Raw genomic sequence first — 26435 nt, forward strand, 5'->3', positions numbered from 1 at the left:
GTTGTAAAGCAATGGAACAATTCAAAATTTTGGCGCCCTGCGGGATGTTGGGTTACGGATTTCCGAAGTCATCGTTTATAAGAGGGATGGAACATAAACCGGATGCGATCGTCGTGGATGCCGGATCAACGGATGCCGGTCCTCACAAATTAGGAGCGGGTACGGCGATTGTCAGCAAACAAGCCTGCAAAAAAGATCTGGAACTGATGATTGTAGCGGGCGCTGAAGCCAAGATTCCGGTCATTATCGGATCTGCCGGAGGAAGCGGCGCAAAGGTCCATGTTGAATGGACACGGGCGATTATTATGGAAATCCTTGAGGAAAACAACATTACCGGGCTGAAAGTTGCGACAATCTGGGCGGATATTCCGAAAGAGGTTGTGGAAGCTAAGTTAGCAGCAGGCGAGTGCGAACCTCTTGGCGTTGCAGTGAAGACGCTTACCAAGGAAAGATTGGAAGCTACGAACGGTGTTGTCGCCCAAATGGGACATGAACCCATTATCGCAGCGCTTCAAGAAGGCGCTAACATTATCATCTGTGGTCGCGCTTACGACCCTTCGCCGTTTGCCGCGGTAGCCATGCATCATGGTTTTGATACAGCGCTTGCTTATCATTTGGGTAAAATTCTTGAATGCTCAGCGCTTTGTGCAGAACCGGGGACAACGAAAGATTGCATGCTGGGCATTCTGACCAAAGATTCTTTTATCGTCAAACCGCTGAACGACAAACGTAAATGCACGGCAGTTTCCGTAGCTGCGCACACGTTTTATGAGAAGGATCATCCTTATCTGCTTCATGGTCCTGGACTTGTTCTGGATCTTGAACATTGTGAGTTTAAGGAATTGGGAGACGATAGCGTTGAGGTTCGCGGCAGCCGGATCATGCCAACCCCTGAATATAAAATCAAGCTCGAAGGCGCAATGAAGGTCGCTTACCGTACGCTCGTCGTCGCAGGCATCCGCGATCCACTTTTGATCGAACGGATTGAAGAAGTTGAGGACCTGGTCAAACAGCAGGTTTGGGAGTATTACAGCGAAATACCGCAAGAGGATTATGAAATCAATTTCATCAATTACGGCCTTAACGGTGTGTTAGGTGAATTGGAGCCGCAAAAAACAGCCGGTCATGAATTAGGCGTCGTCTTCGAAGTTATTGCAAAAACACAAGAGCTGGCGAACACGATTTGCAGCTCCGTCAGATCTACCTTCTTGCATTACGGCTATGAGGGCAGGAAATCGACAGCGGGTAATCTAGCATTCCCTTTTGCCCCAAGTGATATCCCTTTCGGCGCTGTGTATGAATTCTCTGTTTATCATTTGATGCAAGTTGCGGATGGCGTGGAGATGTTCCGCAACGAGTATATCGAGGTGTAATTATGAAGCTAGTAGATGCAGCGAAAGTACTGAGAAGCAAAAACAGCGGACCGTTTGAAATTACGGTGGATGCCCTTTTTACAGATCCGGAGAAGTATTACAAAATCAAGAGTTCCGGCATCATTAACAAAGATTTGGTATCGAAGCTTTACAACATTGAGCAAGATAAGATCATGCATATCGTCTTTTTCGATCAAGCACTCGGCTTCAAAATTACGTTCGCGCGGAAAGTTTCTTCAGGCACGTTTTTGGATCGTGACGTATACGGAGCTCAACAGCATGCCCCACTGATGGAATTGGAAGTCGACGTATGATAGGAAAGGAGTCGATTCAAATCAGAACGCATTCTAAAGTTAAACAAATGTGGAGCGACAAAGTGCTCTACTTGATGCTTTTGCCAGGAATCGCTTATTTTATCATTTTTCACATCTGGCCGATTATCGGCATGAAGCTAGCTTTCTATGATTATCAGATTCTTGGAGATAACGTTTTTGTTGGATTGAAATATTTTCGAGAGCTCTTCAGCACGCCGATCTTTGAACAAGTATTAAAAAATACGCTCATCATCAGTGCGATGAAAATGTTTCTTATTTTCCCAATTCCGATCATCTTCGCGCTCATCCTTAACGAATTCATTAACGGAAAGTTTCGGAAATCGATTCAAGTCATTTCGTATCTGCCGCACTTTCTGTCCTGGGTCGTTATTGCCGGGGTATGGTTCGACTTTTTATCCAAATCAAACGGTGTAGTGAACGAGATCATTCAAGTTTTCGGGTTTCAACCGCACGACTTTTTGACTGATAAATCAGCGATCAGATGGGTGCTTGTGGCCAGTGAAGCATGGCGGAATATCGGATGGGATTCGATCATTTTCCTTGCAGCCATCATGGGTGTGAATCAAAGTTTGTATGAAGCGGCGCATGTGGATGGAGCCAACCGCTGGCACATTGTGACGCGAATTGTACTGCCTCATCTGTATATTCCGATGGTGACCATCTTCATTCTGAATGTCGGATTTATTATGAATGCAGGACTGGATCAAGTGTTGAACTTCACAAATGATTCCGTCAATAGCCGGATTGATATTATTGATACTTATGTGTACCGCGTTGGTTTGATCAACGGTCAATATTCATTCGCCACAGCGGCTAATTTGTTCAAAAGTATGATTGGGGTCGTGCTGGTGCTTTCCACGCATTTCATTTCCAAGAAACTGACCTCGAAAGGCGCATGGTAAGGAGGAGCTAGCATGAGTGTCCAAAAATTTTCGTTCACCAAATTAGTGCTCGGTGCCATACTCATCCTCATATCGCTGACGATGTTTGTACCGATCATGAACTTGATCGCCAAAGCTTTCTCGAACCCTAACAAAGTTCATATGCTGCACGGCTATGACATTTTGCCAAAAGGTTTCTCGTTCATCAATTTCCAGGTTGTGCTCAGCAATCCGATCGTCGGGAAAGCGTTAATGAACTCTTTATTTATTACGATTGTCGGAACGGCTTTCAGCATTTTCTTCACTACCATTACAGCTTACGTATTAACGCGTAAAAATCTGGTCGGTAAAACGCCGATCATGATTTTCCTCATCATTATCATGATTTTTGAACCGGGGATTGTCCAAGAATATATGGTCATCAAAGACCTGCACTTGCTGGATAATCTTTGGGCGATGGTTCTCTACCGCACGATTAACGTCTTTTATTTGATCATTATGATGCGGTTTATTGAAGAAATACCGGATTCCCTGGTTGAGGCTGCGAAAATCGATGGCGCTGGGCACATGACCGTGTTCATGCGGATTATCTTACCGCTGTCCCGCATTCCGCTTTTGACAATCGGTATGTTCTATGCGGTGGCTAGATGGAATGAGTTTTTCAAATCGAGCATTTTCTTATCGAGTCGAAGCAACACCGTGCTGCAAGTATTGCTCAGGCAGTTCGTTGTTGAAGGAGACACGACAACCTTGGTCGGTGCGGCTGATTTGATGAAAAATAACCATATCGCACAATTGGACTTCTCGTCCTTGAAAGCGGCTACGATTGTCATTGCTATGGTTCCGATTCTAATGCTATATCCCATTATTCTGAAGCATTATACCAAAGGAGTAATGGAAGGCGGCGTAAAAGAATAGTATTCAAACATTATCTTGGGAGGCAATCCAAATGAAAAAAGCGCTTTTTGCAATGGCAGCAGTCGTCCTGGTCACAACAGCATGCAGTTCCGGGGGGAACAATTCAACGAACACTTCTGCACCATCCGCAACGCAAAATGGCCAGGCGGTTACAACAGTTTCCATTTTAGCTAAAGATTTTGCACCAGACGATCCTAACGTTCAGAAATTGATTAAAGGCATCGAAGATGGCATGAAAGCAGAAGGTAAAAATGTCAAGCTGCAAATTACGCCAGTTCAAAGTGGTACGTATTCCGAGAAAATGGGCTTGCTCTTACAAAGCGGCAATATCCCTGATCTGATCTACTTCCAAGGCGGAGATTATCAATTCGCAACGACTCAGAAAATTTTGGAGGATTTGACTCCATATATCGATAAATCCAAATATGTTAAGGCTTCTATGAATCCTTATAACATCGAAAGAATGAAGAACTACCCTTACTTGCTATGGTTATCACCGGTTAATAGTGCTATTCCTGTCGTGCGTCAAGACTTGATGGACAAAACAGCTTCCGGTAAAGCAGCTTTGGAAAACCCAACAATCGATAACTACTACACATTCTTCAAAGAGTTGAAGGAAAAAAGCGGCGCGAAATATGCCTACACAACGGCAGGCAATCTTGATGAGCTAGACGCTATGTTCGGGCAAGCCTTCGGATTGACAACTACTTGGATCAAGGGTACAGACGGTAAATTCGAATTCGGCAAAACAACGCAGTCTGAAAAAGAAAAATTAGAGTTCTACGCTAAAATGTACAAAGAAGGCTTGCTTGATCCTGAGTTCCTGACGAAGAAATGGGATACGAAGGAAAAAGCATTCTATGATGGCCAAGCGGCGATCATGGCAGGTACACAAGGGAAAGTAATTGACTTGTATAACTCCAAATCTACGGCACAAAATGGTGCAGGTGCGAAAGTCGTTCCTCTGCCGCCGGCAAAAGGGAAGGCACAAGGCTACACACCAGTAGACACAAGCAAAGAAAGCCGCGGTTTCGCGATTTCCAAAACGTCCAAAAACAAAGATATGGCTTTTGCCGTATTGGAATACATGGCTAGTCCAAAAGGTCAAATGATGGATAAGCTTGGTTTTGAAGGCTCCGAGTACCAAATCGTAGATAACAAAATCAAATTGACAGATAAGTTTGCCGCTTGGTACCCGCACTTTGTTGAGTCTGTGATTAGCTTCACACCAGACAAAGAGTTTGATCCAACGACACCTTACTTCTCGGAACCGGCAGCGAAATCGCTCAAAATGTTCGAGAGCAATTCCACCAAAGACAATATCTTCATTATGCCTGCTGATTTGACAGCGAAATGGGATGCAGCTACAGCCGTTTACAAAGAATTTGCTGCTGACATCGTAACGGGTAAGAAAACCGGCGCTGATTTCGATAAATTCGTTCAAGCTTGGAACGCTGCAGGCGGTAAAGATGTAACGGATTACGCGAATAAAACAATTAAGTAAATCTGGCTTTGATGCCAATAAATGAACTGCAAAGTGTGGGGCGTAACAGCCCTGCACTCCCTGTAGAAGGGAGTAAGTCAAATGGTTACTTTTGCTGATAGAGTGAAAGGCGTTGTTTTTGGTACGGCGTATGGCGATGCAATGGGCGCTGTCGTTGAGAAAATGACGTTTAATGAAATTTATGAAAAGTATGGTCGGGTTGAAACGACGATGACCAAATGGTGGAAAGCGGATTGGTCGGAAGACAAGAGACTCGGCAGGATGAGAGGCGAAGGCATCGTTACCGATGATACGCTTATGACGCTAGCGCTTATGAATGTATACGGCATTGAACGCCGCCATCTAGACGCTTACGATCTGGCAAATGAGTTTGTCAAAGAAATCTCGTTCCGTCCCAAATACATTCCCGAGTTGGGGAAAGTCGCGATGGTGATGGACCGTTTGTTTTATCCGGAGAAGCATATTTTCAACCGTCATGTGCTTGCCAATTGCGAGCCTCGTGAAGGCGGCTATGGCAATATGGTTAACTGCGGAGCTGCCATGTATATCTCACCGATCGGCATGGTGAATGCTTGCAATCCGAAGGCAGCGTATGATGAAGCGATTCTTTTTGCATCCGGTCATCAGGTCAGTTATGGCTTGGAAGCGGCGGGCGTATTGGCTGCCTGTGTTGCGAAAGCTTTTGAACCTGGTGTGACGGTCGAAGATATCATTCAAACAGCCTTAACGTATGCCAAAGATGGTACGAAACAAGCGATTCAAGACCTATGCGATACCGCTCGATCCCTGAAGCCAATCAAGAATAATCGGGCTGAAGTTGTGGGGCAGCTGCATGCAGCAATGGCCAAATACTCGCCAATGGGCGATGATGTCAATCGAAGCATTCATAAAGTAGGCATTCCTTCTAACCACTATACCCCAAGTCGATTGTTCTCGATTGAGGAACTTCCTTTGGCATTAGCTTACATTATTTTGCATGATGGGGATTTATTGGAGGTAGTTAAAGACGGAGTGAGCTCTGGACGCGACACGGATTCTATTGGTGTTATGGCTGGTGCCATTCTTGGAGCTATGCATGGCGTTGCGGCTATTCCGCAAGATGAAATTGCTATTATTGAACAGATTAATAAGCAAGAAATCGAGAAACACTGCAATGAATTTATTGAAGCAGCCTCATTTATTATTGAGCAAGATCTTGCACTCAGCAACCGTAGACAACAACAGATTCGTTCTATTATTTAAAGGTGGTGTAATCGTTGATTCCTTCTAATTATTTGGAAAAACTTTATTCAGGTTACTTAGGTATGAACATTGGCATAAGACTGGGCGCTCCGGTAGAACCGACGATTTGGACTTATGAAAGAATACAAAGCACATATGGTGACATTACCGATTACGTCAAAGAATTTAAAAACTTTGCAGCGGACGACGATGCGAATGGTCCTTTCTACTTCTTGCGTGCGTTGTATGACGATGCGAAAGACCGCGATATTACGCCTAACGATGTCGCTCGCGCTTGGTTAAACTATGCCCGTGAGGGAATCGGGATGTTCTGGTGGGGCGGTTATGGCGTAAGCACAGAGCATACAGCCTACATCAATTTGAAAAAAGGGATTGAAGCTCCACAGTCCGGCTCCATTGAGCAAAATGGACTTATTATCGCCGAACAAATCGGCGGTCAAATTTTCATCGACACATGGGGTCTCGTTAATCCTTGCAATCCGAAAAAAGCGGCTGACTTCGGTGAAGCGGCAGCTCGCGTTTCTCATGATGGCGAAGGCGTGCTAGGCGCAAGATTTTTCTGCGCAGCTATTTCCAAAGCGTTCGAAACAAGCGATATCAATGAAATTATTGAAGCCGGTTTGGCTCAAATTCCAGCTGACTCGATTTATGCGAAAGTGTCCAGAGCGGTTCTTGCGTTCCACGCGCAGCATCCGAATGATTTCAGAGCATGCCGAGATATGCTGGAAAGAGACTGGGGCTACGACAAATATACGGGCGTGTGCCACATCATTCCTAATGCTGGTGTTTGCGTGCTGTCCATGATTTACGGCCAAGGCGACTTCAACAGAACGGTTGAAATTGCTACGATGTGCGGTTGGGACACGGATTGCAACGCTGGTAACGTTGGTACTGTGCTTGGTGTAGCTTGTGGCTTGGAAGGTATTGCGGATAAGTATCGCAAACCGATCAACGACTCCATCGTTATGTCAGGGATTTCAGGTTTCATGAACATTCTTGATATTCCAACCTACGCAAAAGAATTGGCAATTCTCGGACATCGCTTGGCGAATGTTCCTTGTCCGGAAGGCCTTGTGGAAAGCTTCACGGAGCACGATATTTATTTCGACTTCGAACTGCCGGGCTCCACACATAACATCCGTATCTCGGATCCGTTCTTCTGTCAGGCGAAGCATTCCACTGAGAAATCCTTCAAAGGAACAGGTTCTCTGGAAGTCGTCTTTGACCGTATGGTTCGCGGGGAAAAATCAAAAGTATTCTACAAACCATTTTATACACGCGATGATTTCAGTGATGAAAGATACTCACCGACATTTGCACCTAAAGCATCCTCCGGCCAAAAAGTATCCATGCAAATTTTCCTGGATCAGTGGGGCGGCAACGAAACAATGGGGATCGCACCTTATGTGCGCCTGTCCAAAAGCAAAAAAGAGCTTGTACAAGGTTATGTGAAGCTCGTTGATCAAGAGTGGGTGCATATTGAATTTGTGCTCCCGGATTCCGAAGGCGAACTGATTGATGAGGTCGGTATCGTGTTGGAAGCTTATTCGACTCGCAAGCCGAAAAGCTTGGGACGCATTTTCATCGATGAATTCCGGATTTATGGCAACGCAGATTACACAATTGATTTCAACAAGCAATTGAGCAACTTCGGCTGCATCACGCCATTTGCGCATAACAACGGGGCTTGGAGCCTGGAGAATGGTGCTATGTATCTCATGACGGCGGAGCCAAGCGAAGCCTATACAGGTAATTATTTTGCCAAAGATTACTCCGTATCTGTTCAGCTCAACCCTCAAAGCGGACATTCACACTTGGTGGCTGTTCGTGCGCAAGGCGCAATGAGAGGTTATCACGTAGGATTTGACGGAGCGAATCAAGTGTCTCTGTATATCAACAACTTCGGGTTCACGAAGCTGGCGAGTGCGGAGTTCCCTTGGCAGCTGGGCAAAGATTATGATTTCAAAGTGACGGTGCAGGGAAATACCCTAACATTTGCTATTGACGGGCAAGAAGTTTTGAAGCACACTGACGATACATTCGATTACGGTATGTTTGGTGTAAGCACAAGAACTGCAGCGAGAACTTATTTTAAACATATTAGATTTACGGAAATTTGAATTTGTGGGTGGATCGGGGAACGTTATGAAAATAATCGTAATTGGCAGTGCAAATATGGATATGGTCATGCAGACTAGCCGTATTCCAGAAATGGGCGAAACAATGCGGGGCGATGGATTTATGCTATCCGCCGGAGGCAAAGGGGCCAATCAGGCAGTTGCTTGCGCAAAAATGGGCGCTGATACCTGGTTTATGGCGAAAGTTGGCGATGATATTTTTGGGCAATCGTTGATCGGCAGCCTCAAAGGGTTCGGTGTGAAAACTGATTATGTAGGAATAGAACCTGAAGTTACAACTGGTGTAGCCGCGATTACGGTTTGCGATGGGAATAATGCGATCATTCTTGACGGCGGCGCCAATAACCTGGTTAAACCTGACTATATTGAAAGCTACAAAGATCAGTTACTCGCAGCTTCAGCGGTCATGCTGCAGCTGGAAATTCCACTGGAAACTGTCTATGAAGCCATTCGACTTGTGAAAGGCAAGGTGCCGATTTTCTTAAATCCGGCGCCTGCCGTTCCACTTGATGATGAGATTTTGAATGGTGTGGATTATTTCACACCGAATGAGATCGAGTGCCGGTTGTACACGAATGTGGAAGTAAGAACCACGGAAGATGCTTTTGCGGCGCTGGATATTTTACGCGGCAAGGGCATTCGCTTCCCGTTGATTACACTTGGCGAGAAAGGCATTGTGTACTATAACGGCACCAAGAATGTGTACATGGAAGGCCGTAAAGTGAAGGCGATTGATACAACAGCTGCTGGAGATACGTTCTCAGGGACGCTTGCAGCTATGATTACTTCTGGTAAATCCCTCGATGAAGCGGTAAACATCGCTGTGCATGCGTCTTCCATTTCGGTTACCCGGAGGGGCGCGCAGCATTCGATCCCGTATTTATCGGAGCTTGCAGGACTATGATGAGATCAGGGGAGATCCGTTTTCGTGAGTTGTTGAAAACTGCCGAGCACTTGGGTGAACACCGTATTCGTACGGTGGAGCGGAGGTCAGATGGGCATGGCGAGTATGCTGCTATGTATTTGGAGACTGAGCTCATCCCTGGTGAGTGGGTGAAAACGTATTTCTGGATAGGCGTTCCTTATGGGGAAACGCCTTTTCCTGCTATGCTGCACATCCACGGGGGAGGTTCGCAGACGGCGAATTTGGAGCATGTCCGACATTGGACGGGTAAAGGGTATGTCGCGCTTAGTTACGATTGGAAAGAGGAACTCTCGAGGCAGGAGTATTACTCCGATTTGGCAGACATGCCCACGAAAGACATGGAAGAGGAGTTTGATCCGCTGCAATCTGTCATGTTCACGCGGCTCATTCATGCAAAGAAAATGGTCACGTGGTTGGCTCAGCTGCCGGAAGTGGACGCGAACCGGATGGGGGCTTTCGGTATTTCGCGCGGAGGCACGGTAACGAGACTGCTTAACGCCTGGGATAACCGTTTGCAGGCGGCGGCTCCTATTTATGGCTGTGGCAAGCATATGTCTCCGGGCCGGCTGAACCGTAACGTTCGAAGGCCGCACACGTTGGATGACACCTATGAATGGGAGCAACTGCTTAGCGGTTTGAGGTTAGCCGAGCGGGAGCAGTCGCCGATGCTGATCATGTCAGCTACGAATGACTATTGGGGCTGGATGGACGCGATCTGCGAAGGAGCTGTCCACCTTCCGGAGGCGAAGCGCGGGCTGTTTTTCGCAGCCAATCAGAACCATCATCTGGATGGCTGGGCAGGCGCTACCTTGGATTGCTGGATGGATGCCCTGGTCAAAGGTGACAGGCATTGGCCGCAAGCCCCGGCGGCTGTGGTTTCGGTTCACGAGGGAGCCTTGCGGGTGAGCGCCGAATTTGGCGCTGACGAGCTATCCGTGCTACCTCAGAAGCTCCGCTTTTGCTGGTCTTGGTATGACTGGAGCGAGGTGCTTCCGCCGGGCAGATATTGGCATGTGAAGGAAATCGACTGTTCGCCAGACAGCGGCTTTAGCGTGGAAATACCGGTCATTGATCCTGGAATAAGCGGTTTCGTCTATGTGGATGCCATTTATGCGGATGGCGTAAAAACGAGCAGCTTCCCCCTACGATTCTCGCCCATTTATCTGGGAGCTGCTGCATCTGGTTTGCCTTTAACGCTGAAGTTGGCTGATTTCACTCACGGGCTCGACGGATGGCATTGTCCGGAGCAGCGGACGGAGCCTTACGACACCGATTTCCGCTATGTGTTTGTGGATGATCCGTCTGGAGGCAAGGCGCTTGCTTTGGACGAACCGGGCATGAGGTTCGCCCTGGTCACGCATAAGTCGGTCGATCCGATGATGCAAGAGGACAAGGACCATTTGCAGCTGCAGCTTAGGCTGTTTGTGGACGTTCCTGGCGTGTGGGAGATTTCGGTTTTCTATCGCCCGGATCAAGCGGGACAGATTGTTTGGGTGAGTGAGGTAGAGGGAGTGCTCGGCTGGACAGACGTACGACTGGCAAGGCAGTCATTTGGCAGTGCAGGCGGCAAGGCGCTCTCATCTTGGGACAAAATGCACAAGATCTCCGTGTCCTTTGTCCCTGAGCAGATGGACGCAAGCAGCGGTTGTAGGCCGGTACTTGGGCCGGTTCGTTTTGTTTAAGATGGCGGGTTATCATTAACGCCGATTGCTCCTGCTATTTTCTGTGAATTAGATTCTACCGTTATTTCGTTCCATGCCACAGTGCAGCTCGAAATAGCGGTAGTTTTTGCTTCTACGTTAACTGAGCTGGGTTATAGGATCGCTAGAAGTGCTTAACAGGACTACGGAGAAAATCCGTAGTCTCCTTATATGAGGACGGGCACTCCGAGGCGCATGGCTGCGCCCAAAAGGGTCAAAATAACTGTTGACACAATCTGAGCTACTTACTACTATAAAAGTGTGGGTAATTGGATGATCCAATTCTCAGCATATTGCCAGACGGAAGGTACTCATCATGACAATAAAGAAAATCAAGTACCACAGAGTGTATGAGGATGTCATTGAGCAGATCGAAAAACTGATTCTTGAAGGCAATCTTGCGCCTGGAGACGTTTTGCCGACGGAAAGAGAGCTTGCCCAAGCGTTCGGGATCAGCCGCGGAACTTTGCGTGAAGCGTTCCGAATTCTGGAGCGAGAAGGGCTGATTGAAACTCGTCCTGGCGGCGGCCGTTTTCTTAACAAGAACCTCAGCAAGGCGGAAGATAAAACGAGAATTCTCGATAATATTGAGAGAGCTACGATTATTGAATTGCTGGAGGCCAGAGAAATTTTTGAAACCGGTATTGTGGAATTGGCAGCCTTGCGAGCATCCCAACAGGATATTCTGGAAATTGAAAGCGCTCTCGAAAAGTGGGGCACGATCGACACGGAATCGGATGATCCCGTCTCTCCAGATCAAGCTTTCCATCTGTCCATAGCTAAGGCTACACATAACGTGGTGCTGGTAAATCTCATCGATCTTAACATGGATTTGTTGAAACGAACGGCCACGAAGACGGTTGAGATACCTGGTCGCAGAAACGAAGTGTACAAGGAGCATTTTAACATTTTCCAGGCGATAAAAGAGAAAGATCCGCTTAAAGCCAAAGAAACGCTGCTGTACCACTTGAAGCAGGTCAAACAAAATATTCAAATGAAATAGCCAAAAAACGGATGAAGTTATCCGTCTCATTAAATTGGATCATCCAATTACCCAAATTATTCGTGCAATCGCTTTAGCTGAATTGTAAGCGGCTACAAGCTAAAGGAACATCAGTGACGATTCTCGTTCCGTATCCCATTCTTCTACAGGCAAGCACGACTACGATACGAATGAAGTATGGAAGACGGCTTCAAAGAATAATAGAAAGACAAAAAAGGGAGGAAATAGAATGAAAAAGGCACTTCTCATGGTGATCTCGGCTTTAATGGTTGTAACAACCGCATGTTCCAGCGGCGGCGGCAAATCTTCCAGCAACACAGCAGCTCCAACGTCCGCTCCGGCAGCAACAAGCGCAGGAGATGCGAGTAAAGAACCGGTCACACTTTCCATCGTAGCGAAAGATTTAATGGGAGATGACCCCGGCGTTCAGAAGCTGGTGAAAGGCATCGAAGAAGGAATGAAAGCGGAAGGCAAAAATATTAAGCTGAAAATTGTTCCTGTTCAAAGCGGGACCTACTCGGAGAAGCTGGGCCTGCTGCTGCAAAGCGGTAATATTCCTGACCTTATTTACTTCCAAGGCGGCGACTACCAGTTTGCTGTAACGCAAAAAATTCTGGAAGATTTGACGCCTTTTATCGATAAGTCGACGAATGTGAAGGCATCGATGAACGTTTATAACCAAGAAAGAATGAAGAACTATCCATATCTGCTATGGCTGTCGCCTCCGAATAGCGCTGTACCTGTGGTTCGCCAAGATTGGTTTGATAAAACCTCCTCGGGCAAAGACCTGCTTGCCAATCCGACAAGCGATAACTACTATACCTTTTTCAAAGACTTGAAGGAGAAAAGCGGCGCGAAATACGCCTATACGGTGGCCGGGACACTTGATGAGCTTGACGTTATGTTCGGTCAATCCTTTGGCCTGACATCCACATGGATCAAAGGGGACGACGGTAAATTTACTTACGGTAAAACAGCACAGTTTGAAAAAGATAAGCTCCTATTTTACGCAAAATTGTACAAAGACGGCTTGCTGGATCCTGAGTTCCTGACCAAGAAGTGGGACACGAAAGAGAAAGCCTTCTATGATGGTCAAGCCGCTATCATGGCAGGTACGCAAGGCAAGGTAATCGACATCTACAATAACAAATCGATTAGTCAAAATGGAGCAGCCGCCAAGGTCATGACATTGCCGCCGGCGAAAGGGAAAGCGCAAGGATATACGCCGGTTGATATCAGTAAAGAAAGCCGCGGTTTTGCTATCGCCAAGACATCCAAGAACAAAGAAATGGCCTTTGCGGTACTAGAATATATGGCCGGCCAAAAAGGTCAGATGCTGGATAAGCTAGGCGTTGAAGGTGACGAATACCAAATCGTCAATAACAAAATCAAATTAACGGACAAATTTGCCGCTTGGTTCCCGCACTTTGTAGAGTCAACAGTGAACTTCAAACCGGATAAAGAGTTCGATCCCGCAACACCATATTTCTCTGAACCGGCAAGTAAATCTCTACAAATGTTCGCTTCCATGTCGACCAAAGACAACAGCTTTGTGATTCCTGCTGAACTCGCTGCCAAGTGGGATGCTGCCTCTGCCAAGTACAAAGAGTTTGCAGCAGATCTCGTAACCGGCAAGAAAAGCGCGGCAGATTTCGATAAGTTTGTTCAAGAGTGGAACGCAGCAGGCGGTAAAGAAATGACAGAATACGCAAACAAAACGATCAAATAAACAACAGACGGCAAGTGGGGCGTAAGCCCCACTTTTTACCCATGAATAGAGAGGTGAAAGTAATGGAATTTCATACTGAAGATGATAATCGGGTGTTCATTCCGGAAACATCGTACATTTATCGTGTTCAACATCGCATAATGGAAGGGGATTGCCAGTGTAATCACGGCCCTTTTCTGGCTACGGTAGAGGCTTTCTATATAGACAAATACCCTGTTACGAATGATCAGTACAAACATTTTCTTGATGAAAGCGGCTATTATCCTGAGGACAGTCACAATTTCATCAAGCATTGGCAAGAAAACGGCATCCCTCAGGGTAAAGAGAATCATCCGGTCATCTGGGTCAGCCAAGAGGATGCAAGAGCTTATGCCAAATGGAAAGGCGGAAGGCTTCCGAAGGAGACGGAATGGCAGCTCGCGGCAGGAGGCAGCCAGAAATTAAAGTGGCCGTGGGGCGATCACTTTCATGCTGACAAGTGCCATTCTTCCGGTTCGGATACGATGCCGGTCGATGCTTTTGCCTCCAACATTAGTCCTTATGGTTGTGTCGATCTGACCGGTAATACCTGGGAATGGATGGAGGATACCGTAAACGATGAGCAGCACAAATTCACCTTTTTACGGGGAGGATCCTACTATAAAGCGCCACATACATGGCATGCGGAGGGCGGTCCACATCCGACAGATTATCATCTGAAATTCCAGCTGCTGAATGAAGGGTTAAACCGCTGTGAAACCGTTGGTTTCCGCTGCGTTTACGAGGTGACACGATGATTTTGAGCGATAAAGCCACTCACATCACGACAATTAAAAATGAGAAGATGGGGTTTGCCATCAAGCATGACGGTCATCTCTCTTTGCATCATGTGTTTCATAGTGCCATCCCGCAGCGGGCTGAACTGACGGCTGAAGAGGCTGAGTTGTTCACGATGGAGCTTGAAGGCGGGCACCTGCTTCCTTGCAGCCAGTGGCTTATTACGGGAATGGAATCGGGCGGTGATCAAACGGAAGAACTGGTATCCGTGTCACTATCGATTTCATGCGGGCAGGATGAGCTGCTGGCCAAAGTCATTTTCCTTCATCATTTGGAAGATCAATCGATTCGATACCTGATTCAGCTTGGCGCTAATTGGGATGAAACGGGGCCGAAGGAAGTTTACTTACACATGCCATTCCTGGCGAACCTTAGATGGGACGAAGAGCAGCCAAATCATTACTATTTTCCGTCTAACCCGCAAGCGAAGCGAGATGGCAGCAGCATTATGCAGATGCACGTTGAGTTTACGATGCCACTCGGCATTTTCCATCCCAACCAGCAGCATGGTTTCAGTTTGGAATTCCCCAATTTGAACGAATATTGGTTTATTTGGGTGCAGAACCGCAACATGGAATTAAAACAAATCACGTCTCTCGCAGAGCTTAAACATCATCGCTTGCTGCTTCGTCCTGATCCGGTGCCAGCGGATGTGATGGAAATCAAGTTCTCGGCGATCGAGCGCGGGTGGGTGGAGTTCTTCACTAGTTGGAGGCAGAATGCTCGTAAACCGATATCTTTTAAAGAGTATGAGCGGCCCGAATTAAAATGGTATAAAGATATGTTCCTGCAGCATTTTACGTATATGTTCAGCAAAGAAGTGTATGATTTTGAGAAGAATCAGATCGATGTGGAACGTTTACTTCAGCAAGGAGAAGCATTCGGAGGCTACGATTCCGTGCTGTTATGGCATCAATATCCGCGGCTTGGGGTAGACAGTAGAAATCAGTGGGAGTTTTTCGGGGAGTTTCCTGGCGGCATGCCGGGACTGAAAAACACGGTTGAACAATTCCACCAGCGCGGCGTAAAAGTATTTTTACCTTTTAAACCTTGGGATATTGGCTTTGACGAGTCGGTGAAACAGTCCACCCTGAGTATTGTGGAGATCGTAAGAGAAACAAATATTGACGGTGTATTTCTAGACACCATGGACAGTGTTCCCGACAGTTTCCGTGATGCCGTTCATGAAATCAAACCTGACTTCGTGTTTTGTTCCGAGGGGCGTCCGAAAAAGAAACATCAAATCGAAATCATTACGGGTTCGTGGAACCAGTTCAAGAATAAAGAATCGATGCCGGAAACCGATATCTTCCGATATGTGATGACTGAGCATTTTTCGCCGATTATCTCGCGTTGGCACGTAGGCGTTCGCAAGGATTTGCTTATCAAACGGGCTATCTTCAACGGTACCGGCATACTGGTCTGGCAGGATGTTTTTGGCAGTTGGCTGCCCTATAACAAACTGCAGCAGGCAGCCATTAAGAAGTGGAAGCTCATCTGGCGTGAGCATAAGGCGAACTACCAAAGCTCAAATCCTGTTCCGTTGTATCCGACACTACAGAGCGGATTGTTCTGCAATGCTTTCCCATCCGATGATGGTACGAGCATTATTTATACGATTTATAATGATACCAATGAAGAGATTCGTGGAGATTTGTTGAAAAGCGCAAGCTTGGGAATTACGAGTGTAACAGAGCTGTGGGATGATCTTCCGGTGCAGATGGAGCTGCTGGAGGGGTATGACCTTATTCGGGGGACTGTAAAGTCGAAAGAGTTGTCTATTATTAGAGTGGGTTTGTGATCGCAAAAAAGGACGCAATAAAAGAGCTAAGCGAATTCAAGTCGCCTAGCTCTTTTTTGCATCAATCCACCAACCGCAAAAGCTCCGCCTTCACACTATCGTACGCGTTCCGATCGCCTTTTTTAGCATAAAAACGTAAGCCATCTACGCCTTTAAAAAGCAGTGCACACTTCAACCGCTCCTCGAAATGCGGTATGTCTCGCCCCTCGCTGGCCCAAGCGCTGCGCACCATTTCTGGAATTTGCAGCTGTGGCGTCCAGAGATGCTGCGTCGCCAAGTCGAACACGAAGTCGCCATAGAAGGCCATCTCCCAATCGACGATCCCCGTAACGCGATGCCCATCCGTCAGCATATTACCCAGATGGAAATCCCCGTGCACAAGATATCGCTGCTGCGGTGAATAGGTCGACAACTCCATCATGATGCCATATAAGCGCTGAAAAACATCCTTTTCCAAGAATGTGTCCGTAAATAGCGTATACCAGTTATGCCAAAAGCCTGTCTGCTCCTCCCGAAAGAAGGATGCCAGGAAATCAGGCCAACTCTCGTGAGTGCCGTCTCCCGAAGGTTGAATCCAGCCATACCCTTTGGTTTCACCAAGACGAACTTCATTCATATTTTTAAAATGGTTGAGGAGATCGGGAAGAATCCGCCTAATCTCGGCTTCCGGATAGGAGATGATGGTACGTCCCGGTACCTTTTCGGCAATGGAAAAGCATAGATCTTCGTTCGCACGGCCAATCTCCAGCACACGAGGAACTGGCAGACCCTGGGGTGAAAATGTGTCATGCACATAACGCTCTCTGACAAACCCTTCACGGCCACTGTTAAAATGAATGATAAATTCCTCATCGTGTTGAGAGTAGCTGAACACCTTGCTCACTTCGCCTTGCTCAATCGGCCGCACATCGGTCACGGGTTTGTTCAAAAACTGCTGCAAGAAAGCTTCTGCTGATCGGGTATCCATGTTGGGTTTAATCCCGGACATTTGCCATCACCGTCCCTTATTCATCCTATGTTTTTTATTCGCAGCCTGGCTATATGAAACATGAAGCAGGATACTTTCTAGTCTATCACGAAAATTTAAAACAGGAAAAATAAAACAATTTTTCAGAAATAATAACTGACAGTATGCTGTCAGGGATCCTCCTGTATGATTATGGTAACAATGAGAAATGGCCTTGAGCCAAAGGAGAGATACTTATGACGCAGCAAATACGGAACATGTACGATTTCCATGTATGGGCGAATCAAACGATGTTGACCCACTTGAAAAAGTTAGGAAAAGATGTGTACACACGCGAGATTCAAAGTGTTTTTCCTACGGTGTCGAAGGTGATCGCACACATCTATGTTGTGGATGCCGGTTGGTTGGACATGATGCAAGGTAAAAGCATGAACGAAGCCATGACGGATTCGGTCCAGTTGACGGCTGATGCGGAGTCCAAGAGTATGGAGGAGCTTGAAATGATGTATGTTCAATTATCGGAGAGGTTCAAAGCCTACCTGGATGAGCAAGCATCTTTGGAGGAAACGATTGTGCTGGATAATCCTTATGCAGGGGTGCGGGAAACCAGCCGTGCGGAAATGCTTCTTCAAGTGGTCAATCACGGCACCTATCACCGGGGGAATATTACAGCGATGCTGCGCCAAATGGGGCACGCCTCTGTAATGACGGAGTACGGTCTGTACTGGTATGCCGGATAGCTTTAGTTCATGTTCTCCATAGCTTGAATCGCATAGTTCAGCTCAACATCTTGTCCTTGTACGTATTTTTGCTCGAAAGTCTGTTCATTCAAGGGAATGTCAATATCGGGAATGGCGCCGCCTTGCCCCTTGTCGTCACTATCTCCTTGAATCATTTTCTCTTGATTCAGCGATCTGCCATCCGGCAGCTGCAAGAGATAGCCTTCCGGCATTTCAACTTGTATTGGGCTTGAAACAACCCCAAATGATCCATTTGTAGATGTAAATCCAACAATTCGAGCATGGGGCAAGCCCTTCACCACAAGAGGCAAACCTTCTCCAGAACTTCCCGTTCGTTGGTTGATCAGAATTGCTAACTTCCCGCCATAGTAAAGCTCTGCAGGATTGATTATACGAGTTTCATTGGCATTGATTTCAAATTTGCCAGCCAGACGATTGAAATAGCTTACATACTCATAAAGTTTCGGCTTATTTACAAAATAGCCTGCCATTGCAGTAACCAGATCATCACTTCCGCCCGGATTGTCACGAACATCAATAATGAGACCTTTTATTTGCTTTTCCTGAAACTCTTTCAGTTTGGCTCCCAATACTTTATCCGGATGAGGCATTGTCGTGCTTGGAAGAAAATATCTGATCTTCACATAGCCATATCCGTTACTTAGAATTTCGCCTTCCACCGGCGCATCCGTTTTATTTAGTTTGACTCTTGTTTTCTTTAGCGTCTCGTAATTGTCGTCATAAGCCGTTAAAGTTACTTTTTTTATTTCAGTCTCCCCTTTGTTTTTAAAAGCCACCTGGACGTCTTTCCCAACAGATGTTCTTACCATAAACCTTCCTTGATTATCGTTCCGGTCTCCTTCCGTAGCCATCGGATTTTCGCTCCAGTAGGTGGCATGGTAAGCTTCTTGCGCCACTTTTCCATCCCAAGAAATGATCTCAGCCCCAAGCTGGATGCCGCTTTTTTCAGCGGGACTGCCCACTAAGAGCAAATTGACTACTACCTTGCCCTGATCTAATTGGATCGTACTTAGACCAACACCACCGCCGACTTCTTGTTTAAAAATGTGATTATCATCGAACAATTTCTCATTTACAATTTTGACATGCCCATCTCGAAGGGAATAAAGATACGATCTTAACGTTGTATAGTATAAATCTTTGTTCTTCTGCTGTTCTGCTTGTTGAAATAGAGGTTCGTACTTATCTTTCATTGCTGCCCAGTCTACCTTTTTCCAATCACCAAACGGGTACTCCCGGGATAGCCGCTCATTCAACTGTACAAATGCTTGCGAATAGCTCATATGACTGAAATCGCTCACTGGATTATAACGTGACTCACCGGCAAGTATTAACGAAAAGACAAGAGGGAGCATACCGAGTAGAGAGAGGGTGACTCTTAAAATTCTGTACTTGGGCACGGGGATGTACCGAACAGGTTTAAATGCCTTCTTAATCGTACATAAGAAAAGAATCGCGGCAACTGCGTAGAATATTAGCGCCAGCAGGGTCGTATCACCACTTAGCACACTTACAATCGCAATAAGGAGACCAGCACTTGGCAAAAAATCAAACCATCTGACATATTTTTGAATAGGCACGGCATACCAGACTAACACAGTTAAAATGATAGCAAATAACAGCAGCTCATAAATAGTGAACCACTTCAATGAACCCAATAAATCTCCAATCATGCTCATGTTTCAGCTCCTTCATCTGAGGCTTGCGTTGCTTCTCAAGATTAGAAAAGAAATATGAACGGAGCGTGAACGCCACAAATACCGGCACCATCAGGTACCGGCTTTCGTTGAAAGCGTATTTGGCGGAGTACTCGGAATATGCAGAGTGAACTTCGTCCCTTGTCCGACTGTGCTTTCTACTTCAATGTTTCCATGATGATGTAGGACAATTTGCTTCACAATAGCCAGACCTAGACCACTTCCCGTACTGTTGCGCGATCTATCCGTTTTGTAAAACCGCACGAAGATTTGATTTAATTCCTCAGGCGTCATACCAATCCCTGAATCTTTCATGATAACGGTATACGAATGGTTGTTTGCGAGGAGTTCGATGCGAATCGTCCCATTGTCAGGCGTGAATTTGATGCTGTTTCCAAGCAGGTTAATCCATACTTGATTGAGTTGATCGGCATCTGCCGTAATTTTCGCTCCTATGGGCAGCTTCAGGTCGATCCGGATATGTTTGACAGACCAGAGCGGCTCGCAGGAAACAACGACCTGTCGGATTTGCTCATCAAGGTTAAACGTTTTTGCTACAAAAGGATGATGCTTGGATTCAAGAGAAGCAAGCTTGAGTAGATTATCGCTAAGCCGTGACAGCCTATCGCTTTCCTTCAGAATGATGTCCAAATACCGTCCGCGTTTCTCAGGTGTTACCAGATGGTCGAGCTTTAGCGCCTTCGCAAAACCCGAGATGGACGTTAGCGGCGATTGTATCTCATGGGAAACATTTGAGACAAAGTCCTGTCGCATCGTCTCCAACTGTTTTAGCTCACGGGCCGTCTCGTTGAAACTTCGGGCAAGAATCCCTAATTCGTCTTTTCGCTTCAGCTTCAATTCCACATCGAAATCGCCCTTAGCGAGTCTCTTGGTTGCTTTCGTCAATAGTTTAAGGGGCTTCACCAAAAATCGAGCGGCAATCAGAATACATAAGCTTCCTATAACAAGCACAAGAAACAGAATAGTGATCAACAACCGGATTACGGCCTTTTCATTTTTGGTGGAAGATTGCAAGAAGAGGGCATAGTTCTTACCTTCAAACGCAAACGGAAGCCCGACATACAAGTCCCCCTCTGATTTAACCTTTGATCGATATCGTGCACCTTCCAGCACCTGTTGGACGGGTTCCTTGTCAATCGCAATGAACTGCTCTTTATTGTCTGCTCCATATAGTTTCTTTTCGCCTGAAGCAGTAAAGAGTTGAATCGGATACACCGTTAACTGGGATGCTTTAACCATGAACGCTTCCAGATCTTGAGGCTGAGTTTGTTTATAAAGTTCAACGATGTTGTCGCTTACTTTGATCATGTCGTTTTGTCCCAACTCGTTTAACTCTTTTTGAAATATGGCGATTCCGATAATAAAAGAGGAGATTAGGCCGATTACAATTGCTGCTAAAAAAGTGAGCACTATTCGTACATATAAGCTCTTCATCCTGCAACAACCACAAGTCTGTATCCGAGACCGCGCGCCGTTTCAATGTAAAAGTGTTTGATATCGCTGGCGAATCTCTGCCGCAACCTCTTGATGTGGACATCGACGGTCCTGTCATCGCCTTCGTAGTCCATCCCCCAAATTTGAGTGATCAACTGCTCTCGTGTGAAAATCTGGCCAGGGTAGCTGGCCAGCTTGAACAGCAGCTCGAACTCTTTTAGAGGAAGGGCTTGTTCCTCATTCCCACGAACGACCTTGTAGGTACCCAGATTTAGATGAACCTCACCCAATTGTATGACCTTGGAGGAGGATATCCGAGATCGCTTCAACAACGCTTTGATGCGCAGCACGAGCTCTACCGGATCGAACGGCTTCGCCAAATAATCGTCTGTCCCTAGCTGGAAGCCCTTTACTTTATGTGCCGATTCCCCTTTGGCCGTCACCATTAGAAGGAGGATATGAGGATCTCGCTTTCGAATCTCTTTGCATAAATCCCAGCCATCCACCAGCGGCATCATAATATCAAGAATGACAAGCTCAACGACCGTATTTTCCAGTATAGTGATTGCTTGCTCTCCGTTCTCCGCTTCTATAACATCGAAGCCTTCATTCTGTAGAAAGAGGCTCATCAGCTCGCGAATGTGCGCGTCATCATCAACAATAAGTATTTTGCTCATTTGCTACCAACTCCTTTTTATGCGATAAGCTACTTAAACCAGCCTTTTTTCCAGAACCAGGCGAACATGCCGAGACCGATGCCGAACATGATGAAGAGGATGGCATAATACCCCCAGTGCCATTCTAATTCGGGCATGTGCGCAAAATTCATCCCATATATGCCGGCAATGAACGTCAAGGGCATGAAAATCGTGGTTATCACCGTCAATGTTTTCATAATCGTATTCATGCGATTGGAATTCAAGGAGATGTAGCTGTCACGCATATCGGCTGTCATATCTCGATTGGATTCAATCATTTCGGAAAGCTTGAGCAAATGATCATGAATGTCCGTAAAAAATACGATGTGATCGCGAAATTGTTCAATCCGATCGGTATTGATGACCCTGTATAGAAGATCGCGCATAGGCACGATGGTCCGGCGTATTTTTAACAATTTGGAGCGAATTTCAAAAATATCGTTCATGAGCACCTCAATGGACTCGGAATGCACATTGTTTTCGATTTCATCCAGCTGATCCTCTAATTGATAAACACTTGGAAAATACTGATCAACCAAGTTGTCGAGCACTAAGTAGGCGGCATAAATATGGCCTTCGCTTCGCAGGTTTTCTTGCTCGGACAAACGGCACCAAGCATCCTCAATTTCTCTGGAGTCATGCTGATGGAAGGTGACGATAAAGTTGCTCCCCAGAAACATATCCACTTCTTCTGCATCCAGCGTCTTCGCATTCATCGCATGCATGACAAAGAAATGGACGTTTTCATAATGGTCCATTTTCGGTCTTTGCAGCAAATAGAAACAGTCTTCAATAGCCAATGGGTGAAATTGAAAATGGTCTTTGAGCTCCAACGCTTCTTCTTCACTGGGATTGTGAAAATCAACCCAATACCATTTAAACTTGGGGTCGTCGAGCTGGCGAAGAGGGACATCGTGATGTACGGTAAAATCGGTCGTTACTGCTAATGAACGAATCATAATAAAACTCCTAGGTTGAAATACGTTATTAACTACATATTTTACCATACAAAGAGGCGAGATCAGAATTTCCTGGGCAATAATCGGGCGATTTTTGTGGGAAAAGCAAGAAAAAGTGCTCGTGCGAATTCACACGAGCACTTTATCGATGGTAAGCGGATGAAGCGCATGGCTTTCATCCACATGCACGAAGGCGTCGTACCGCCGCGCCATCACCGAGGGAACATAGTTCCCGCGTTCATAGGCTTGGCGGTACACGACCCCGATGGCACGGTGCCCCAGCACCTCGTGCCCAAGAAGCGGATCCTCCCTGCGCAGCAGGAGGATCTGATCGTGCGCGCCGGCGCGGTGCATGAGCTCCTCCCAGCTGCCCGGTTGGGCAGCGGGTACGTGCATCGCCGCCACCGGCGCGCCCCAATCTTTCGCGGCTAGGAACGTGCCGCGGTAAGTGCCGAAGCCGATGGCGAACACATCGGCTTCGCCGTGCGCTTCGCGCACGAGCTGGCCGACGTTGACCATGCCGTCGGCCAGCATATCCGTTGCACGCGCATCGCCGATGTGCGTGTTATGCTCCCAGACGATGACCTTGGCGTCTGGGCCATGGTACTGTACGAGGCGGCGCAGCGCCTCGGTCATGTGTCGATCGCGGATGTTCCACGATTCCGCGTCGTGGCGGACCATGGTGCGGTAGTAGTCCTCCGCGTTCACGGCAACAAGCGCGTTCAGTTCCGCGCTAAGGGCCGCTTCGCTGTCTTCATCGTACCGCACGCGCTTCGCGTGAAGCTCTTGCAGCAGCTTCACGACCTCGTCTTTGCAGCTTTCTCCGTAGAAAGCTGCGGAAGCGCCATAGTTTTGCCCCTCTTTGTCATAGGAGTCAAAACAGGCGAATGCCGAGCGAGCGATTTCTAGCTGCTCTGGTGTGCCTTTCTCTATCAGGTAGCGCTCGATTTCTTCGAATGACTCCCATAAGCTATAGACGTCAAGGCCGTAGAAGCCTACACGTTGATTCATGGGTTTATCCGCATTGTGCCGCTGGAGCCAATCGACAAGTTCGCCTACTTCCTCATTCGCCCACATCCAAGTCGGCCAACGGTTAAATCCTTCTAACACTTCACGTGTGTTTGGTTTTGCATCTTTATACTGCTTCACGTAACGGTTGACCTCGTAGCAGGATGGCCAGTCGCCTTCAACGGCAATAAAAGAGAAGCCTTTCGTTTGTATGAGCTTGCGAGTTAACTCCGTGCGCAGCTTATAAAACTCGGATGTACCATGCGTTGCCTCGCCTAACAGCACATATTTCCTATCTCCGATCGCCTCAATAAGATCATCTAAATCATTTGGCGTGTTAAGAGGAACGGCCTGCTGTTTGATTTGTTCCACGATGGCTTCTTGGACGTTCCCATTCATCTTCATGGTTATCGGACAAACTCCTCTCCTCTGGATTTTCTTCTGTAGTATGTACAAATTTGGCATGATCAAAAGGACATTCGTCATAAAACAAATTTTTTGTAACACAATTGGAATATTTCTGTTACAGTCCTCTAATATATGTGGGGTATTATAATAAACAAGACCCCCTTTTTTAATATAAACTTTGGACCTGGCCCCGTTGGCTAGGTCCCTTTTTTTAGGCTATGGAGGTGCAGCTCATGCTCATGTCAAAACCTTTTGTCATCATCATTAACGGACTTCCCGGCACAGGAAAAACAACCTTAGCGAAGCGGCTTGAACAAGACCTACGTATGCCATTATTCTCGAGGGATGGTATATATGAAACCCTTTACGATGCGTTAGACTGCCAGAATAACGGTTGTCCTCCTTTGATGGCACCAGCCTCATTTACCATGCTTTACGCCATTGCAGGCACCTTGTTATCAGCAGGCCAATCCATGATCATTGAAGGATTTTTTGGCCGACCTGAGTTAAGAAGCGCCGAATTTTTGAAATTACAGCGTACTTCCGGATTCGAGCCCGTTCAAATCCTGTGTAGAACGGATGGGAAAGTACTTCTGGAGCGGTTCCTGACGCGTATGGGGGCAAAAGATCGCCATGCTGCTCACGCTGATTTGGAATGGATTGAACAGGAGGAAAACAAAGCAAGAATCTTACGGGGCGACCTTACACCGCTAACTCTTGGTGGTACAATGATAGAAGTGGACACAACGACTCCTGACAGTTTTGATTATGCTCTTTTGATTAAATCGATAAAGATGGCTTTGTTGAATTCTCAAGACAACTAACTCATAGGCGGAGTGGGGGGATCTCAGTATGCAAAGTATAGCGCTTCCAGAGGACTTGTCGAAATTGACAAACGGTTACAATTGGCAAAAAATCACCTTTGGTTTATCTCAGTCTCAAACGTACTTATTGTCAGGTGCCTCGTTCAACTTATACATAAAAATCCAATCCCGCACGGCGGCTGAAAGTCTTCATCTCGAGAAGGAAAGGTTAGTTTGGCTGCAAGGCAAGCTGCCTGTTCCAGAGCTCGTATATTTTGGACAAGACGATGCCAATGAATACTTGCTGATGACTGAGATTGAAGGAGTCAACGCCTCGGACAAATCCTATGAAAGCATGCTGCCGCAATTAATGCAGCAATTAGCCATTGGACTTAGAAGCGTTCATGAAGTCCCCGTTGATGGCTGCCCTTTTGATCAAACGCTGGAATCGAAGATCGTTGAAGCTACAAGACGTGTGGAGCAGCAGCTCATTGATGAAGAAGATTTTGATTCGCAGAGACAAGGACGAAAAGCAGAGGATTTAGCGCAGGAGCTTATACGCCTAAGGCCTGAGACCGAGGATTTGGTTTTTACGCACGGTGACTACTGCTTACCTAATATCATCCTCAAGGATGGCAAGGTGCACGGTTTTATTGACTGGGGCAGGGCAGGGATGGCAGATCGGTATCAGGATATAGCCCTGGCGATCCGTAGTATCCGATATAACTTTGGCCATGAATATGTGCAAACTTTCCTGGATGCTTATGGCATGAGAACGGTAGATGAGGCTAAAGTTCATTATTATCAACTTTTGGATGAGTTTTTTTGAATGAAGAGGAACTACAGTCCGCTATTTGTCCGAAGATGGCGAGATCCCAGCTCAGAGGGAACTACGGTCCTCTATTTTGCCGATTTCTGCCAAGATACAGCCATCTGGAAGCAAATAAGATCCTGTAGTTCCACTCCCATACGGATAACGGCTGATTTCGCTCAAATAGAGCCCTGTAGTTCCCCAACACTCTCAATCGGGGCGACAGTTGACGTTGTGCGCGCGATTTCGAGGTTGTGCTTGAGCTACTGAGGGTTACACTTGATCTATTGTGGGTGACTTGAGCTACTGAGGATGCACATAAGCTACTGAGTCCGTATACAACATCTCGAAGCAGCACTTAGGTTCTACATTTTCACTCAAAATCCCGCCCGCCAAACCCGCAACAAAAAAAGGGACCCAGCCACCAAGGCAGGGTCCCTTCCTATGTACGCCCAGCATGGGCGTCATCTCTAGGGTGAAAGTCCCGAACGGGGGCTGGCGAA

General features: G+C 46.7%; 23 protein-coding genes. 16 read left to right on the forward strand and 7 right to left on the reverse strand.

Translation table 11 applies throughout. The features are described from left to right. The first annotated feature begins 11 nt into the window (after positions 1 to 11). From GON05_RS14550 to GON05_RS14610, 13 genes are all read left to right on the forward strand, one after another. Positions 12 to 1373 (forward strand): acyclic terpene utilization AtuA family protein, encoded by a 1362-nt coding sequence (locus GON05_RS14550; protein WP_157319782.1) that lies wholly within the window; start codon positions 12 to 14, stop codon positions 1371 to 1373. Between the two features lie 2 nt (positions 1374 to 1375). Continuing rightward, a complete protein-coding gene (locus GON05_RS14555) occupies positions 1376 to 1687 on the forward strand; it encodes a DUF4387 domain-containing protein (protein WP_157319783.1) in 312 nt (103 codons plus the stop codon). Next, positions 1684 to 2610 (forward strand): ABC transporter permease, encoded by a 927-nt coding sequence (locus GON05_RS14560; protein ID WP_157319784.1) that lies wholly within the window; start codon positions 1684 to 1686, stop codon positions 2608 to 2610. The genes GON05_RS14555 and GON05_RS14560 overlap by 4 nt, the downstream gene beginning before the upstream one ends. A 12-nt stretch (positions 2611 to 2622) precedes the next feature. Then, a complete protein-coding gene (locus GON05_RS14565) occupies positions 2623 to 3507 on the forward strand; it encodes a carbohydrate ABC transporter permease (RefSeq protein WP_127458487.1) in 885 nt (294 codons plus the stop codon). 31 nt (positions 3508 to 3538) lie between these two features. Continuing rightward, the gene (locus GON05_RS14570; protein ID WP_157319785.1) at positions 3539 to 5011 is read left to right on the forward strand and encodes an extracellular solute-binding protein; all 1473 of its coding nucleotides are present in this window, start codon (positions 3539 to 3541) and stop codon (positions 5009 to 5011) included. Positions 5012 to 5092: 81 nt separating this feature from the next. Then, positions 5093 to 6253, forward strand: coding sequence for an ADP-ribosylglycohydrolase family protein (locus GON05_RS14575; protein WP_157319786.1), 1161 nt, complete (start codon positions 5093 to 5095; stop codon positions 6251 to 6253). Between the two features lie 62 nt (positions 6254 to 6315). Next, positions 6316 to 8373 (forward strand): ADP-ribosylglycohydrolase family protein, encoded by a 2058-nt coding sequence (locus tag GON05_RS14580; protein ID WP_157319802.1) that lies wholly within the window; start codon positions 6316 to 6318, stop codon positions 8371 to 8373. Between the two features lie 25 nt (positions 8374 to 8398). Continuing rightward, positions 8399 to 9295 carry a ribokinase gene (rbsK, locus tag GON05_RS14585; RefSeq protein WP_157319787.1) on the forward strand — a complete coding sequence of 299 codons (897 nt, stop codon included), beginning with the start codon at positions 8399 to 8401 and terminating at the stop codon, positions 9293 to 9295. Further along, positions 9292 to 10998, forward strand: coding sequence for a dienelactone hydrolase family protein (locus GON05_RS14590; RefSeq protein ID WP_157319788.1), 1707 nt, complete (start codon positions 9292 to 9294; stop codon positions 10996 to 10998). The genes rbsK and GON05_RS14590 overlap by 4 nt, the downstream gene beginning before the upstream one ends. Before the next feature lie 334 nt (positions 10999 to 11332). Then, complete coding sequence (locus tag GON05_RS14595; RefSeq protein WP_157319789.1) at positions 11333 to 12019, forward strand: FadR/GntR family transcriptional regulator; 687 nt, start codon at positions 11333 to 11335, stop codon at positions 12017 to 12019. Between the two features lie 229 nt (positions 12020 to 12248). Beyond that, positions 12249 to 13748 carry an extracellular solute-binding protein gene (locus GON05_RS14600; RefSeq protein WP_157319790.1) on the forward strand — a complete coding sequence of 500 codons (1500 nt, stop codon included), beginning with the start codon at positions 12249 to 12251 and terminating at the stop codon, positions 13746 to 13748. Positions 13749 to 13810: 62 nt separating this feature from the next. Continuing rightward, positions 13811 to 14524, forward strand: coding sequence for a formylglycine-generating enzyme family protein (locus GON05_RS14605; RefSeq protein ID WP_157319791.1), 714 nt, complete (start codon positions 13811 to 13813; stop codon positions 14522 to 14524). Next, positions 14521 to 16365 carry a hypothetical protein gene (locus GON05_RS14610; protein WP_157319792.1) on the forward strand — a complete coding sequence of 615 codons (1845 nt, stop codon included), beginning with the start codon at positions 14521 to 14523 and terminating at the stop codon, positions 16363 to 16365. The genes GON05_RS14605 and GON05_RS14610 overlap by 4 nt, the downstream gene beginning before the upstream one ends. Before the next feature lie 61 nt (positions 16366 to 16426). On the opposite strand, the gene GON05_RS14615 is transcribed toward GON05_RS14610, so the two are convergent. Beyond that, on the reverse strand, positions 16427 to 17332 hold the full coding sequence (locus GON05_RS14615; protein ID WP_246239150.1) for a phosphotransferase family protein: 906 nt from the start codon (positions 17330 to 17332) through the stop codon (positions 16427 to 16429). Between the two features lie 236 nt (positions 17333 to 17568). Between GON05_RS14615 and GON05_RS14620 the strand changes: the two genes are divergently transcribed. Beyond that, on the forward strand, positions 17569 to 18072 hold the full coding sequence (locus tag GON05_RS14620; RefSeq protein WP_157319794.1) for a DinB family protein: 504 nt from the start codon (positions 17569 to 17571) through the stop codon (positions 18070 to 18072). A 2-nt stretch (positions 18073 to 18074) separates the two neighbouring features. Here GON05_RS14620 and GON05_RS14625 read toward each other — a convergent pair whose 3' ends face one another. The 5 genes from GON05_RS14625 to GON05_RS14645 all read right to left on the reverse strand — a co-directional run bounded on the left by GON05_RS14625 (position 18075) and on the right by GON05_RS14645 (position 24315). Then, positions 18075 to 19772: a S41 family peptidase gene (locus tag GON05_RS14625; protein ID WP_157319795.1), complete on the reverse strand. Its 1698-nt coding sequence runs from the start codon at positions 19770 to 19772 to the stop codon at positions 18075 to 18077. Positions 19773 to 19862: 90 nt separating this feature from the next. Next, a complete protein-coding gene (locus tag GON05_RS14630) occupies positions 19863 to 21221 on the reverse strand; it encodes a sensor histidine kinase (RefSeq protein ID WP_338114075.1) in 1359 nt (452 codons plus the stop codon). Between the two features lie 20 nt (positions 21222 to 21241). Continuing rightward, positions 21242 to 21922, reverse strand: a complete 681-nt coding sequence (locus GON05_RS14635; protein ID WP_157319797.1) for a response regulator transcription factor — start codon at positions 21920 to 21922, stop codon at positions 21242 to 21244. Positions 21923 to 21951: 29 nt separating this feature from the next. Further along, on the reverse strand, positions 21952 to 22902 hold the full coding sequence (gene corA, locus GON05_RS14640; RefSeq protein ID WP_157319798.1) for a magnesium/cobalt transporter CorA: 951 nt from the start codon (positions 22900 to 22902) through the stop codon (positions 21952 to 21954). A 129-nt stretch (positions 22903 to 23031) separates the two neighbouring features. Beyond that, positions 23032 to 24315, reverse strand: coding sequence for an erythromycin esterase family protein (locus GON05_RS14645; protein ID WP_309492220.1), 1284 nt, complete (start codon positions 24313 to 24315; stop codon positions 23032 to 23034). 236 nt (positions 24316 to 24551) lie between these two features. Between GON05_RS14645 and GON05_RS14650 the strand changes: the two genes are divergently transcribed. Together GON05_RS14650 and GON05_RS14655 are read left to right on the forward strand one after the other, a co-directional pair. Continuing rightward, positions 24552 to 25142, forward strand: coding sequence for a P-loop nucleotide/nucleoside kinase family protein (locus GON05_RS14650; protein WP_246239152.1), 591 nt, complete (start codon positions 24552 to 24554; stop codon positions 25140 to 25142). Positions 25143 to 25170: 28 nt separating this feature from the next. Next, on the forward strand, positions 25171 to 25950 hold the full coding sequence (locus tag GON05_RS14655) for an APH(3') family aminoglycoside O-phosphotransferase (RefSeq protein WP_157319799.1): 780 nt from the start codon (positions 25171 to 25173) through the stop codon (positions 25948 to 25950). A gap of 285 nt (positions 25951 to 26235) precedes the next feature. Here the strand turns inward: GON05_RS14655 and GON05_RS39050 are convergent. After that, positions 26236 to 26435 (reverse strand): hypothetical protein (locus GON05_RS39050; RefSeq protein WP_220138876.1); only part of this gene is annotated, 200 nt, incomplete at its 5' end.

It is taken from the genome of Paenibacillus anseongensis, from assembly GCF_009757995.1.
Taxonomy (GTDB): domain Bacteria; phylum Bacillota; class Bacilli; order Paenibacillales; family NBRC-103111; genus Paenibacillus_E; species Paenibacillus_E chondroitinus.

What these genes read in the sequence shown, in the direction of transcription:
- GON05_RS14550 (WP_157319782.1), top strand. Translation starts at nt 12, where the DNA reads ATGGAACAATTCAAAATTTTGGCGCCCTGCGGGATGTTGGGTTACGGA.
- GON05_RS14555 (WP_157319783.1), top strand. Translation starts at nt 1,376, where the DNA reads ATGAAGCTAGTAGATGCAGCGAAAGTACTGAGAAGCAAAAACAGCGGA.
- GON05_RS14560 (WP_157319784.1), top strand. Translation starts at nt 1,684, where the DNA reads ATGATAGGAAAGGAGTCGATTCAAATCAGAACGCATTCTAAAGTTAAA.
- GON05_RS14565 (WP_127458487.1), top strand. Translation starts at nt 2,623, where the DNA reads ATGAGTGTCCAAAAATTTTCGTTCACCAAATTAGTGCTCGGTGCCATA.
- GON05_RS14570 (WP_157319785.1), top strand. Translation starts at nt 3,539, where the DNA reads ATGAAAAAAGCGCTTTTTGCAATGGCAGCAGTCGTCCTGGTCACAACA.
- GON05_RS14575 (WP_157319786.1), top strand. Translation starts at nt 5,093, where the DNA reads ATGGTTACTTTTGCTGATAGAGTGAAAGGCGTTGTTTTTGGTACGGCG.
- GON05_RS14580 (WP_157319802.1), top strand. Translation starts at nt 6,316, where the DNA reads ATGAACATTGGCATAAGACTGGGCGCTCCGGTAGAACCGACGATTTGG.
- rbsK (WP_157319787.1), top strand. Translation starts at nt 8,399, where the DNA reads ATGAAAATAATCGTAATTGGCAGTGCAAATATGGATATGGTCATGCAG.
- GON05_RS14590 (WP_157319788.1), top strand. Translation starts at nt 9,292, where the DNA reads ATGATGAGATCAGGGGAGATCCGTTTTCGTGAGTTGTTGAAAACTGCC.
- GON05_RS14595 (WP_157319789.1), top strand. Translation starts at nt 11,333, where the DNA reads ATGACAATAAAGAAAATCAAGTACCACAGAGTGTATGAGGATGTCATT.
- GON05_RS14600 (WP_157319790.1), top strand. Translation starts at nt 12,249, where the DNA reads ATGAAAAAGGCACTTCTCATGGTGATCTCGGCTTTAATGGTTGTAACA.
- GON05_RS14605 (WP_157319791.1), top strand. Translation starts at nt 13,811, where the DNA reads ATGGAATTTCATACTGAAGATGATAATCGGGTGTTCATTCCGGAAACA.
- GON05_RS14610 (WP_157319792.1), top strand. Translation starts at nt 14,521, where the DNA reads ATGATTTTGAGCGATAAAGCCACTCACATCACGACAATTAAAAATGAG.
- GON05_RS14615 (WP_246239150.1), bottom strand. Translation starts at nt 17,332, where the DNA reads ATGGATACCCGATCAGCAGAAGCTTTCTTGCAGCAGTTTTTGAACAAA.
- GON05_RS14620 (WP_157319794.1), top strand. Translation starts at nt 17,569, where the DNA reads ATGACGCAGCAAATACGGAACATGTACGATTTCCATGTATGGGCGAAT.
- GON05_RS14625 (WP_157319795.1), bottom strand. Translation starts at nt 19,772, where the DNA reads ATGAGCATGATTGGAGATTTATTGGGTTCATTGAAGTGGTTCACTATT.
- GON05_RS14635 (WP_157319797.1), bottom strand. Translation starts at nt 21,922, where the DNA reads ATGAGCAAAATACTTATTGTTGATGATGACGCGCACATTCGCGAGCTG.
- corA (WP_157319798.1), bottom strand. Translation starts at nt 22,902, where the DNA reads ATGATTCGTTCATTAGCAGTAACGACCGATTTTACCGTACATCACGAT.
- GON05_RS14645 (WP_309492220.1), bottom strand. Translation starts at nt 24,315, where the DNA reads ATGAAGATGAATGGGAACGTCCAAGAAGCCATCGTGGAACAAATCAAA.
- GON05_RS14650 (WP_246239152.1), top strand. Translation starts at nt 24,552, where the DNA reads ATGCTCATGTCAAAACCTTTTGTCATCATCATTAACGGACTTCCCGGC.
- GON05_RS14655 (WP_157319799.1), top strand. Translation starts at nt 25,171, where the DNA reads ATGCAAAGTATAGCGCTTCCAGAGGACTTGTCGAAATTGACAAACGGT.